This is a genomic window from Paracoccus marcusii, from assembly GCF_006151785.1.
GTDB classification, from domain to species: Bacteria; Pseudomonadota; Alphaproteobacteria; order Rhodobacterales; family Rhodobacteraceae; genus Paracoccus; species Paracoccus marcusii.
Genome location: NZ_VDDD01000002.1, coordinates 72,480 through 84,757 on the forward strand (window position 1 = coordinate 72,480; position 12,278 = coordinate 84,757).

Here is a 12,278-nt window from a genome sequence, read left to right on the forward strand (position 1 = left end):
CAACTTGCAGACTCTGCAAGATGGGCCTATCTGAGGGTCTGACCCAACCGGTGACCCCATGACAGACGTTTCCCACCCCGGGCTTGCGCAGCAGCAACGCCTGCCCCTGCCCGAATTCATCGCGATGCTGGCATTCCTGTTCGCCACCATCGCCTTTTCCATCGACGCGATGCTGCCCGCATTGCCTGACATCGCGGCGGACCTGACGCCCGACAACGTGAACCGCGCCCAGCTGATCCTGACCACCTTCGTGGCCGGGATGGGGCTTGGCACGCTGTTCGCGGGCCCGCTGTCCGACGCGCTTGGCCGCAAGCGCACGATCACCATCGGCTTTGGCATCTACATCGCCGCGACCATCGCCGCGATCTATGCCGATTCGCTAGAGTTGCTGCTGGTCGCGCGTTTCGTGCAGGGCCTCGGCGCCGCCGGTCCGCGCATCGTGGGTCTGGCCCTGGTCCGCGACCTCTACGAAGGGCGCGAGATGGCCCGGATCAGCAGCTTCGTCATGATGATCTTCATCATGATCCCGGCCGTGGCGCCGACGCTTGGTGCGGGGATCATCGCGATCTCGGACTGGCACGGGGTGTTCCTGGCATTCATCGCCTTCGCGCTTATCGGTGCGTTGTGGCTGAACATCCGCCAGGCGGAGACGCTGCCCCCCGCCGCCCGCCGTCCCCTGCGCATCGGCACCCTCTATGCCGCTGCGCGCGAGGTCCTGTCCGACCGCCAGGTGATGCTGGCGACGCTGATCCTGACGCTCGGCTTTGGGCAGATGTTCGGCCTGCTGTCCTCGGCCCAGCAGCTTTTCGGCGAAACCTACGGCAAGGGAGAGAACTTCCACCTGTGGTTCGCCGCCATGGCGCTGCTGTCGGGGTCGGGAACGGTGCTGAACGCTACCTTCGTGATGCGCTTTGGCATGCGGCGGATCGCGAAATGGGCCTATGTGATGCAGACCATCGTGTCGGGACTGGCGCTGACGCTGATCCTGTCCGGCGTGCTGCCGCAGGGATTGGAATTCCCGGTCTTCTTCTTCTGGGCGGTCAGCGTGTTCTTCATGGCCGGGGTGACCTTCGGCAACCTAAACGCGCTGGCGCTGGAGCGCATGGGCCATATCGCGGGCATGGCCGCATCCATCGTCGCGGCGATCTCGACGCTGGCGGCGGTGCTGATCGCAGCCCCGGTTGGACTGCTCTACAACGGCACCGCGATCCCGGCGATCACGGCGACGCTGATCTGCTCGGGCCTGGCCTGGGCGCTGATGCGGCGTCTGAACGACTGAAGACGGGCGGGGCCTTGCGGTCCCGCCCGTTCGTCATGGAACCGGCCACGGGGGGTCCGGGGGGCTGGCCCCCCGGCCGCCGCGGGACGCAAGGCTCAGGCGGCAACCCCTTCGGGTGCACGCGCGCCGGTCATGTAGGCCACGGCATCCGACATCGAATGTTGCTTGGGGTCGATCACGCACAGCCGCTTGCCCAGGCGATGGATGTGGACGCGGTCCGCCACCTCGAACACGTGCGGCATGTTGTGGCTGATCAGCACGATCGGGATGCCCCGCGACCGCACGTCCTGGATCAGGTCCAGCACCCGGCGGCTTTCCTTGACGCCAAGGGCGGCGGTCGGCTCGTCCAGGATGATCACCCGGCTGCCGAAGGCCGCCGCCCGCGCCACGGCGACGCCCTGGCGCTGACCGCCGGACAGGGTCTCGACGGGCTGGGCGATGTTCTGGATCGTCATCAGGCCCAGTTCGGACAGCTTGGCGCGGGCGAAATCGTCCATCGCCTGCTTGTCCAGCATCCCGAACCACTGGCCCATGATGCCCTTCTTGCGGATCTCGCGCCCCATGAACATGTTGTCCGAGATCGACAGCGCGGGCGACAGGGCCAGCGTCTGATAGACCGTCTCGATCCCCATCTTGCGGGCATCCAGCGGGCTGTCAAAGCTGACCACCTGGCCGTTCAGCCGGATCTCGCCCTCGTCGGGCTTGACCGCGCCCGAGATGGCCTTGATCAGGCTGGACTTGCCGGCGCCGTTGTCGCCGATCACGGCCAGGATCTCGCCGGGATACAGGTCGAAGTCGGCATGATCCATGGCAGTCACGCGGCCATAGCGCTTGACCAGGTTGCGGGCGGTAAGCAGCGGCTCGGTCATGACGACACCTTTCTGATCCATTGGTCGATGGCGACGGCGAAGATGATCAGCCAGCCGGTCGCAAACAGCTGCCACAGCACGTCCACACCCGCCAGTCGCAGGCCCGAGTTGAACACGCCCACGATCAGCGCCCCGATCAGCGGCCCCACGATCGACCCGCGCCCCCCGAACAGCGAGATGCCCCCGATGACCACGGCCGTGATCGATTCCAGGTTCGCCTCAAAGAACGACGTCGGGCTGATCGACCCCACGCGACCGATAGACGACCATGCCGCCAGGCCGCAGATCAGGCCCGCCACGACATAGACCGACAGCAGCACGCGCTTGGTCTGGATGCCGGCCAGCGCGGCCGATTCCGGATCGTCGCCGACCGCATAGACCCGCCGCCCCCAGGCGGTATAGTACAGCGCATAGAACAGCACCGCGAACACGACCAGCATCAGCACCACGCCATAGGTCAGCACGGCGCCGCCCAAGTTGAACCGGGTGCCGAAGAACTTCAGCAGCGGCGCGTCCATGTCCAGGGTCTGGCTGCGGATCGTCTCTCGACCCGACAGGTAGTAGTTCAGCGCCAGGAACACGTTCCAGGTCCCAAGCGTGGTGATGAAGGGCGGCAGCTTCAGCCGCGTGACCAGGAAACCGTTCAGCGCGCCGGTTCCCGCCCCGCAGGCCAGGCCGACCAGGATGGCGATCGGCACCGGGATGCCGAAGTTGACCGCCAGCTGCCCCATCACGACCGAGATCAGCACCATGACCGCGCCGACCGACAGGTCGATGCCCGCGGTCAGGATGACCAGCGACTGCGCCGCCGCCAGCGTGCCCACGACGGCCACCTGCTGCAGGATCAGCGACAGGTTGAACGCCGAGAAGAAGTTGGGAGAGATCAGCCCGAAGGCGATCAGCGACAGGACCAGCACGATGACCGGAACCATGGTGGGATACTGGTGCAGGAAATGCTGCACCCGGTCCAGCGTGCTGCGGTGACGATGGTCGAACTGCGCGACCTTCTCACCGGCAACGCGCTCGACCACGGGATCGGGGGTGTCGGACATCGGGGACCTCGTGGCGTGTCACGGAAGGCGACGGCGGCCAACCCGCCGTCGCGACGTCATGCGGCGGGGGGCATCAGCCCCAGCACTGCTCCAGGCCTTCGGCCACGCTGATCGACGGCACGCCCTCGACCGGCTTGTCCGTGACCAGGTTGACGCCGGTGTTGGTGAAATCCAACCCCTCGCTGGTTTCCGGCTTGGTGCCGTCGGCGGCAAAGGCCGCGATGGCCTCGATGCCCATCGACGCCATCAGCAGCGGATACTGCTGGGCGGTGGCGCCGATCACGCCCGCCTCGACGTTCTGGACGCCGGGGCACCCTCCGTCGATCGACACGATCAGGGCGTTCTCTTCCATGCCAAAGGACTTCAGCGCCTCGTAGGCGCCGGCCGCGGCCGGTTCGTTGATCGTGTAGACCAGGTTGATCGCCGGATCGCGCTGCATCAGCGCCTCCATGGCCTGCTGGCCGCCTTCCTCGTTGCCCGAGGTGACCTCGTGGCCGACGATGCGGGCGTCGTCCTCGTCACCGATGACGTTCTCGTCCTTCACGTCGATGCCAAAGCCCGCCATGAAGCCCTGATCGCGCAGCACGTCCACCGACGGCGCGCTGGCCGACAGGTCCAGCATGGCGATCTTGGCATCCGCCGCAGCATCGCCCATCTGGCCCGCGGCCCAGGCGCCGATCAGACGGCCCGCCTCGCGGTTGTCGGTGGCAAAGGTCGCGTCGGCCGCATCGATCGGGTCCAGCGGCGTGTCCAGCGCGATGACCAGGATCCCCGCCTCGCGGGCCTGGCCCAGCGATTCGGTAATGGCCTTGGTGTCGGACGCGGTGATCAGGATGCCCTTGACGCCCGCCGCGATGCAGCTTTCGACAGCCTGCTGCTGGGTCTCGTGGTCGCCGTCGATCTTGCCGGCAAAGGTCATCAGCTCGATGCCCAGCTCCGCGGCCTTGGCGGTGGCGCCTTCCTTCATCTTCACGAAGAACGGGTTGATGTCCGTCTTGGTGATCAGGCAGGCCTTGGTGGCCTCTTGCGCTTGGGCAAAGCCTGCCGACAGGGCAAGCGTGGACACCGCGACGGATGCGCGGATAACGGTTTTGATGGTCACTTGACTAACTCCTCCAGCACGACGGTTCCTCGGCCGTCTTGACGTTACAAAGCACCAGAAGATTGCGCTTGTCAATAAATCAATCATGTTGATTAATGCGATTCAGGAGGACGGAACCCATGCCCCTAGATCGTGACGGCCCCGGCGCGCTCAGCCGGAACGAACGGCTGATCCTGTCGCTGATCCGACGGCGGGGACCGATGCCGCGCGCGGCGCTGGCGCAGCTGACGGGGCTGTCGGCACAGTCCATCACCAACCTGACGCGCAAGCTGATGATGGCGGGCTATCTGGACGCCGGTGCGGTGGTGCGGGGCAAGGTCGGCCAACCCTCGACCCCGCTGGCGCTGGCCCCGGACGGGGCGTGGTTTCTGGGGCTCAAGATCGGGCGCCGGCTGGTCGAACTGGCGCTGGTCGATTTCGCGGGCCGCGTGCGCATGCACCGCCAGGAGGTCTATGCCCACCCCACCCCCGACCGCGTGCTGGCATTCGCGCGTCAGGGGCTGGACACGATGACCGCATCGCTGGACCCCGGCCAGCGCGCACGTCTGATGGGACTGGGTGTCGCGACCCCCTATCGGCTGTGGGATTGGGGCCAGGAGATGGCCGACTGGCTGGACCACGACCTGCAGGCCGAACTGTCGCGCAGCCTGCCCGTCCCGATCTTCGTGGAAAACGACGCCACCACCGCCTGCGGGGCAGAACTGATCTTCGGCAAGACCGACCTGCCGCGGGACTTCATCCACATCTACATCGCCCATTTCGCGGGCGGCGGCATCGTGCTGGACGGCGCGCTGCGCCACGGCCCGACCCGCAACGCGGGCGCCCTGGGGTCGATGCCCATCCCGGTCGTGGGCGCACAGGGCGGCCAGCTGTTGGAAAAGGCCTCGGTCTCGGCGTTGGAGGCCCTGATCGGACGGTCCCTGCCGCCCGACGATTCGGGCTGGGACGTTCCCGCCGAGATCGAGGCCGAATGGGCCGACCAGGCGGGCCGGGCGCTGGCCTTCGTCGCACTGTCGGCGGTGGCTCTGGTCGATCTGCCGCTGGTGGTGATCGACGGGGCGGTGCCGCCTGCGACGCGCGCGCGGCTGGCCCAGGGGACCCGCACGGCGCTGGAGGGGATGCCGACCGCCGGCATCGACCGTCCGCAGGTGATCGAGGGATCGCTTGGCCGCAGCGCGCGCATCCTGGGGGCCGCGGGGCTGCCGCTGGCGCATTTCTTTCAGCCGGACGGGGCGCTGGACTAGGGCGATTGCGGTTGACACCGGGGCCTGCGCGTCTATACGGCACGCTTCGTTGGTGTTGGTGGACCCCGCAAGGGGAACCCTGTCAGGCCCCGGATCGCAAGACCCCTGGGCCAAAGGACAACGCCCTTCGCAACCTGTTGAAGGAGATCAGCCGTGACCAAACGCACGTCTGCCAAGTACAAACTCGATCGCCGCATGGGCGAGAACATCTGGGGCCGCGCCAAGTCGCCCGTCAACCGTCGCGAATACGGCCCCGGCCAGCACGGCCAGCGCCGCAAGAACAAGTTGTCGGACTTCGGCACCCAGCTGCGCGCCAAGCAGAAGCTCAAGGGCTACTACGGCGACCTGACCGAAAAGCAGTTCCGCCGCATCTATGGCGAAGCTGAGCGGATCCGCGGCGACACCGGCGAGAACCTGGTCGGCCTGCTGGAGCGTCGCCTGGACGCCGTCGTCTACCGCTCCAAGTTCGTGGCGACCATCTGGGCCGCCCGCCAGTTCGTGAACCACGGCCACATCCAGGTCAACGGTCAGCGCGTGAACATCGCCTCCTACCGCGTCAAGGAAGGCGATGTCATCTCGATCCGCGAGCGTTCGCGTCAGCTGGCCATCGTGCTGGAAGCCGTCGCCCTGACCGAGCGTGACGTTCCGGACTATCTGGAAGTCGACCACAACAAGATGACCGCCACCTTCGTGCGCACCCCGGCCCTGGGCGACATCCCCTATGCCGTGCAGATGGAACCGAACCTGGTCGTCGAATTCTACGCGAAGAACTGATCTTCGCCAGATCGACCGTCTTTGGGCCGCATCTTCGGATGCGGCCTTTTGCATGGCACCGCGCCCATTTTCCCAATCGCCCTTCGATCAGGATCGGCTGGCGGGGCGGCATTCGTCCCCTTCGGACTGCCGTTATCGCCCCCATCCAGCGCGGACCCTTTGAACTGACCGACCCGACCAATCCCGGTTCTGGCCGCTTGATCGGAAACAGGGCTTGGATCGCGCATCCCAGCGGCCATCGGGTCAAGTCGGATTGCGGATCTGCGCATCATTGATCGGAACACGGTCATCCGCTGTGGCGGCGATGGCATCGTGCTGCGCCATGTCGACGTCCCGCCGATCAACGCAGCGGATTTCGTCCTTGCCCAAGCATGCGGCACGCGACGGTTTGGGGGCTTTCCTTGGCATCGGCACGGCACTAAACGGGGCCGGACACAAGGATGGACCCCCATGACCCAGACCCCCGTGCAGCCCGGCATCATGGATATCGCACTTTACGTCAGCGGCGAAAGCACGCTGGCGGGCCGCGACGACGTGCTCAAGCTGTCGTCGAACGAAAACCCGCTTGGTCCCAGCCCCGCGGCGCAGGAGGCCTTCCGCCGCGCGGCGGGCGATCTGCACCGCTATCCGGCCACCGATCACGCGGGGCTGCGCGCGGCCATCGGGCAGGTGCACGGGCTGGATCCGGACCGCATTATCTGCGGCGTGGGCTCGGACGAGGTGCTGCAGTTCGTGGTTCAGGCCTTTGCCGGTCCGGACGACGAGGTCATCACGACCGAGCACGGCTTTTCGATGTATCCCATCCTGGCACGCATGGTCGGCGCGATCCCGGTGACCGTGCCGGAGGACACGCGCCGGGTCGATGTGGACGCGATCATGGCCGCGGTGACCGAGCGCACACGCGTCGTCTTCATCGCGAACCCGGCCAATCCGACCGGCACGATGCTGGGCGCGGACGAGTTGCAGCGCCTGGTGGATGGCCTGCCGCCGCAGGTGCTGTTCGTCCATGACGGCGCCTATACGGAATTCGCCGACGGGTTCGACGGCGGCGCGTCGCTGGTCGACCGGCATCCGAACGTGATCATGACGCGGACCTTCTCCAAGGCCTATGGCCTGGGCGGGCTGCGCATCGGATGGGGCTACGCCGCGCGCGAGGTGATCGACGTGCTGAACCGCATCCGCCAGCCCTTCAACCTGTCCAACGCCCAGATGGAGGCCGCACGTGCCGCCGTCCTGGACCGCGACTTCACCGACCGCTGCATCGCGCTGAACGCGCGGATGCGCGACCGGATGCGGCAATCGCTGATCCAGATGGGCATCGGCTGCGACGAAAGCTTTGCCAATTTCGTGCTGGCCCGCTTTGACAGCCCCCAGACCGCGACCGCGGCCGATGCGGCGCTGCGCGCCGAAGGCATCCTGGTGCGGCGCGTGGGCGGATACGGCCTGCCCGACGCGCTGCGCATCACCGTGGGCGACGAGGCGGCCGTGACGCGGGTGCTGGACTGCCTGGGCAACTTCATGCAGGGGCGCGCGCAATGACGCAGGTCTATGACAAGGTGGCGCTGATCGGGCTGGGCCTGATCGCGGGATCGATGGCCCATGCCATTCGTGATGGCGGGCTGGCGGGCCGCGTCACCGGCTATGCCCGCAGCCAGGCGACGCGCGACACCGCACGCGAGATCGGCCTGTGCGAGGTCTGCGACACCGCCGCCCTGGCGGTGGCCGGCGCCGATCTGGTGGTGCTGGCCGTCCCCGTCGGCGCCATGGCCGAGGTCATGGCCGAGATCGCGCCCCATCTGGCCCCCGGTGCCACGATCACCGATGTCGGTTCGGTCAAGCAGTCGGTCATCGACGCGGTCGCCCCCTGCCTGCCCGCGGGCGTGCATTTCATCCCCGGCCATCCGCTGGCCGGCACTGAACATTCAGGGCCCCGCGCGGGCTTTGCCAGCCTGTTCCGCAACCGCTGGTGGCTGCTGACGCCGCTGCCCGACACCGACCCGGAGGCGCTTGCGCGGCTGGACCGGCTGATCACCGCGATGGGCGCCAAGACCGACCGGATGGACGCCCCCCATCACGACCTGGTCCTGGCCGTGACCAGCCATGCGCCGCACCTGATCGCCTATACGATGGTGGGGGTGGCCGACCACCTGCGCCGCGTCTCGGGCGAGGAGGTGATCCAGTATTCCGCCGCCGGTTTCCGCGACTTCACCCGGATCGCGGCCAGCGACCCGACGATGTGGCGCGACGTGTTCCTGCACAACAAGGAGGCGACGCTGGACATCCTGGGCCGCTTCACCGAGGAGCTGTTCGTCCTGCAGCGCGCGATCCGCATGGGCGACGGCCAGCAGCTGCACGACTACTTCACCCGCACGCGGGCGATCCGCCGCGGCATCATCGAGGCCGGACAGGACACCGAGGCGCCCGATTTCGGCCGCACCCCCGGCGCCCGACCCGCGGGCTAGATCGCCGGGGCGGGGCCGATCGGCACACCGCCCAGGATCAGCTGGCCATCGCGCATGATGACGGCCACGCGCAGCTCGCCCTCGGCCGCTGCGGGAAAGTCGGGGCCGGGCAGCGTGTCGTCCAGATCCGCCTGCGACAGCTGCGACAGGCCTGCCCGCAGCAGCATCGCGGCCTGCGCCGGGATCAGCCCCAGCCCGGTGGCCATCCCGATCATCGCATCCGCGTCTGCGGAATACAGCGCCACCTGCCCTTCGGCCAAGCCCTGGTCGTCGCGCGACAGGCGCCCCACGATGCGCAGGCCGATCGTGTCGGCGCGCAGGTCCAGCCCGGCGGTCTGCCAGCCGACGATCTGCGGCGCGGCGTCGTCGGTGACCGTGGGCGTGCCGTCCAGCCAGATCCGCAGCGGCCCCGAGACCGACAGCGGTCCGGGGATCGGACCGGGGTCCAGCCCCAGCTGCGCCAGTCCACCGACCTGCAGGTCGGTCAGCCCCAGATCGAGGTCATAGGCCGCCCGCGCGGGACGCGGCGCATCCGATCCCAGCCCCGCCAGCCGCGCCTGCAGCGACAGGCCCTGCGCCAGGGGCTGGCCGTCCAGCGTCAGGTCGCGGGCCTGCACGTCCAGCCGGTTGGGCGCCATGCCGTTCAGGGGTGACAGGGCCATGCTGGCCACGGGCGCCGACAGACCCAGCTGCATCACCTGCCCGCCTTGGGTCACCGCCGCACCGTCGGGCAGGTCCAGCTGCGCGGTCAGCGGCGACGACGGCGACAGGAACAGGCGCGCCCAGGGCAGGCTGATGGAAAGCGCCGGGTCCGACCAGGACGGTTCGGACAGCGCGACGCCGATCCGGCGCGGATCGCGCAGGGGCGAAACCGATGCGGCCTGCAGCGCCGGGTCCTGCGCGATCAGTGCGGCCACGCGGTTGCTGGCCAGCGTCTCGGCGCCCAGCCAGCCGCCCGCCAGCAGCGCCAGCACCAGTCCCGTCCCGATCACCATCCCGCGCATCCCCGCCCTGCCCTTTTTTCCCGCCCCGTCCTGCCCTACCTTGTGCCCCGAAAGGACGGACAATGAAACGCATCGATTGGGTCTTCGGCTATGGCTCGCTGATCTGGAACCCCGGTTTCGATCCGGCCGAGGCCGTGCATGCGCGCCTGGCCGGATACGCCCGCAGCTTCTGCCTGCGGTCGATCCAGCATCGCGGGACCGAGGCCGTGCCCGGCCTGGTGCTGGGCCTTGATCCGCAGGATGGCGCCAGCTGCCAGGGCGTGGCCCTGCGCATCCGCCCCCGCGATCATGACCGCGTCCTGGCCGACCTGCGTGCGCGCGAACTGGTGACCGACGCCTATCGCGAGGCGATCCTGCCTGTCGATCTGCAGGACGGTCGGCGGGTGCAGGCGCTGGCCTATGTGATGCGGCGCGACCACTGGCAATATGCCGGCGGCCTGCCCGCCGACGAACAGGCCCGCATCATCGCGCAGGCGCATGGCGGGCGCGGCCCGAACGCCGAATACCTGTTCAACACCGCCGCCCATCTGGCGCAGATCGGCATGCCCGACGACCATCTGGACGCGCTGTCCGATGCCGTCCGGGCGCTGTTGCCGCCGCCAGGCTGACCCGCGCCGTCGGAATGCTTGGCAAGTGAGGCGCCCCGTCCTACAGTCGAGCAAAAGCATCGATGGGACGGGGATTTACCGGTGAGCGATCCGACACATGGCGACCCCAGGGCGCCCTCGCGGCTGACCCTGACGAACCGGCGCATCTCGGCCACGCGGGACAAGGCACTGATCGGGGCGGCGGGCGCGCCGCGCTTTTCCCAACCGGTGCGGCAGATCCTGATGATGCTGATCGTGCTGGGGCTGGTCCTGGCGGGGGGCTGGTTCGCCTATGGACGGATCCTGTCCATCTTCGACGCGAACCGCTGGCTGAACGGACTGATCCTGACGGTCTTTGCCCTAGGCGTGCTGGCCTGCTTCTGGCAGGTGGGGCAGCTGACCCGGTCGGTCAGCTGGATCGAACGGTTCGCCGCCCGGCGCCGCGACACCGACCGCAACGGCACCACCCAGGACGAGGCCCCACGCCTGCTGGCCCCCCTGGCGGCCCTGCTGGGATCGCGCGGGCCCGGAGGAGAGGCGATCAGCGCCAGCGCCGCAAGCTCGATCTTGGATTCGGTCGCGACGCGCATCGACGAGGCGCGCGACATCACCCGATATCTGGCAAATCTGCTGATCTTTCTGGGGCTTCTGGGAACATTCTACGGTCTTGCGACAACCATCCCGGCGGTCGTGGCGACTATCCGGGCACTGTCGCCTGAAAACGGACAGTCGGGGCTGGACCTGTTCCAGAACCTGATGACGGGCCTTGAATCGCAGCTGGGTGGGATGGCTACGGCATTCTCCTCCTCGTTGCTGGGTCTGGCGGGGTCGCTTGTGGTGGGCCTTCTGGAGCTGTTCGTGACGCACGGCCAGAACCGGTTCTATCGCGAACTGGAGGAGTGGATGTCGGGCTTTACCCGGATCAGCATCGCCTCGGGTGACGGGGACGGTGTCGATCAGGCCGCGCTGGCCGGGTTCCTGGACCAGATGGCGGGGCAGATGGACCGCCTGCAGGCCTATCACGCCGAACGCGACGCCATGCGGGACGAGGCCGCGCTGATGGCCGACGAACGCGTCGTGGTCATGGCACAGGCGATCGACGCGCTGGTCCAGCAGGCGCAGGCCGACCGCGACGCGCCCGATGGCCAGTCCGAACGCCTGACCCAGGCCCTGACGCGGCTGGCCGATCACCAGCCGCCCGCCCCCGACCTGACGCGGCTGGAGGCCGCGCTGGACCGCCTGACCACCGAACTGACCAATGGCCGGAACGAGGCGGTGGCCGATCTGCGCGCCGACATCCTGGTGCTGACACGCGCGGTCCGCGCCGCACGCTTCGGCGATCCGTTCCGCGACGACCTGCTGGGCCGCGACCCCGCCCGCGGCGAGGGCTAGACCGATGCGCCTGTCCCGCGGATCCTCGGCGCAGCGTTTCTCGTCCACGATCTGGCCGGGCTTCGTCGACGCGATGACGGCGCTGCTTCTGGTGCTGATGTTCGTGCTGACGATCTTTACCGTGGTCCAGGGGGTGCTGCGCGAACAGATCACCACCCAGGACGACACGATCAGCACCCAGGACGAGACGATCACCGATCAGGGTCAGGTCATCTCGCGCCAGGAACGCCAGCTGAACGAACTGGGCGCGCAGGTCGCGTCCCTGGGCCAGGCGCTGAACGCCTCTCAGGATCGCGAGGCCGACCTGACCCGGTCCCTGGAGACCGAGGCCGAGCGTGCCGCCCGCGCCGAGGCGGAGGCCCGCGACCGTGCCGCCCGCATCGCCCGCCTGTCCAGCCAGCTGGCCACCGGAGAGACCCAGCTGGCCGAGGCGCGCACCCGCCTGACCGACTTCGAGGCCGAGGTCGCGGCCCTACTGGCCGAACGCGCGCAGGGCCAGGCGCGGCTGGAGAC

12 protein-coding genes and 1 pseudogene are annotated in these 12,278 nt (G+C 68.3%); 8 read left to right on the top strand and 5 right to left on the bottom strand.

Translation table 11 applies throughout. The annotated features are described in order from the left end of the window. Positions 1-58: 58 nt before the first annotated feature. A complete protein-coding gene (locus FHD68_RS00890; RefSeq protein WP_244297727.1) occupies positions 59-1,279 on the top strand; it encodes a multidrug effflux MFS transporter in 1,221 nt (406 codons plus the stop codon). A 95-nt stretch (positions 1,280-1,374) separates the two neighbouring features. Here FHD68_RS00890 and FHD68_RS00895 read toward each other — a convergent pair whose 3' ends face one another. The 3 genes from FHD68_RS00895 to FHD68_RS00905 form a co-directional block, all read right to left on the bottom strand. Continuing rightward, positions 1,375-2,148, bottom strand: a complete 774-nt coding sequence (locus FHD68_RS00895; RefSeq protein ID WP_045981184.1) for an ATP-binding cassette domain-containing protein — start codon at positions 2,146-2,148, stop codon at positions 1,375-1,377. Next, on the bottom strand, positions 2,145-3,200 hold the full coding sequence (locus tag FHD68_RS00900; RefSeq protein ID WP_045999488.1) for an ABC transporter permease: 1,056 nt from the start codon (positions 3,198-3,200) through the stop codon (positions 2,145-2,147). The genes FHD68_RS00895 and FHD68_RS00900 overlap by 4 nt, the downstream gene beginning before the upstream one ends. A 73-nt stretch (positions 3,201-3,273) precedes the next feature. Further along, the gene (locus tag FHD68_RS00905; RefSeq protein WP_371706132.1) at positions 3,274-4,296 is read right to left on the bottom strand and encodes a sugar ABC transporter substrate-binding protein; all 1,023 of its coding nucleotides are present in this window, start codon (positions 4,294-4,296) and stop codon (positions 3,274-3,276) included. Positions 4,297-4,421: 125 nt separating this feature from the next. On the opposite strand from FHD68_RS00905, the gene FHD68_RS00910 reads away from it, so the two are divergent. Beyond that, positions 4,422-5,546, top strand: coding sequence for an ROK family transcriptional regulator (locus FHD68_RS00910; RefSeq protein ID WP_164871407.1), 1,125 nt, complete (start codon positions 4,422-4,424; stop codon positions 5,544-5,546). Positions 5,547-5,699: 153 nt separating this feature from the next. Then, the gene (rpsD, locus tag FHD68_RS00915; RefSeq protein WP_127898183.1) at positions 5,700-6,320 is read left to right on the top strand and encodes a 30S ribosomal protein S4; all 621 of its coding nucleotides are present in this window, start codon (positions 5,700-5,702) and stop codon (positions 6,318-6,320) included. Positions 6,321-6,563: 243 nt separating this feature from the next. Here the strand turns inward: rpsD and FHD68_RS19685 are convergent, their stop codons facing one another. Beyond that, positions 6,564-6,689 carry a hypothetical protein gene (locus FHD68_RS19685; RefSeq protein WP_256370513.1) on the bottom strand — a complete coding sequence of 42 codons (126 nt, stop codon included), beginning with the start codon at positions 6,687-6,689 and terminating at the stop codon, positions 6,564-6,566. Positions 6,690-6,770: 81 nt separating this feature from the next. On the opposite strand from FHD68_RS19685, the gene hisC reads away from it, so the two are divergent. Then, a complete protein-coding gene (gene hisC / locus FHD68_RS00920; RefSeq protein ID WP_127898182.1) occupies positions 6,771-7,859 on the top strand; it encodes a histidinol-phosphate transaminase in 1,089 nt (362 codons plus the stop codon). Then, positions 7,856-8,782: a prephenate/arogenate dehydrogenase family protein gene (locus FHD68_RS00925; RefSeq protein ID WP_045981178.1), complete on the top strand. Its 927-nt coding sequence runs from the start codon at positions 7,856-7,858 to the stop codon at positions 8,780-8,782. Before hisC ends, FHD68_RS00925 begins: the two co-directional genes overlap by 4 nt. Here FHD68_RS00925 and FHD68_RS00930 read toward each other — a convergent pair. Further along, the gene (locus FHD68_RS00930; RefSeq protein ID WP_045981177.1) at positions 8,779-9,786 is read right to left on the bottom strand and encodes a DUF2125 domain-containing protein; all 1,008 of its coding nucleotides are present in this window, start codon (positions 9,784-9,786) and stop codon (positions 8,779-8,781) included. The two genes, FHD68_RS00925 and FHD68_RS00930, sit on opposite strands and share 4 nt — an antisense overlap. A gap of 62 nt (positions 9,787-9,848) precedes the next feature. Here FHD68_RS00930 and FHD68_RS00935 point away from each other — a divergent pair, with 62 nt between their 5' ends. The 3 genes and pseudogenes from FHD68_RS00935 to FHD68_RS00945 form a co-directional block, all read left to right on the top strand. Then, positions 9,849-10,394 (top strand): gamma-glutamylcyclotransferase, encoded by a 546-nt coding sequence (locus FHD68_RS00935; RefSeq protein WP_127898181.1) that lies wholly within the window; start codon positions 9,849-9,851, stop codon positions 10,392-10,394. A 222-nt stretch (positions 10,395-10,616) separates the two neighbouring features. After that, positions 10,617-11,765, top strand: a complete 1,149-nt coding sequence (locus FHD68_RS00940) for a hypothetical protein (protein WP_045981201.1) — start codon at positions 10,617-10,619, stop codon at positions 11,763-11,765. A 4-nt stretch (positions 11,766-11,769) separates the two neighbouring features. Next, positions 11,770-12,278 (top strand): annotated as a pseudogene (locus FHD68_RS00945) (peptidoglycan -binding protein); the annotation flags it as partial.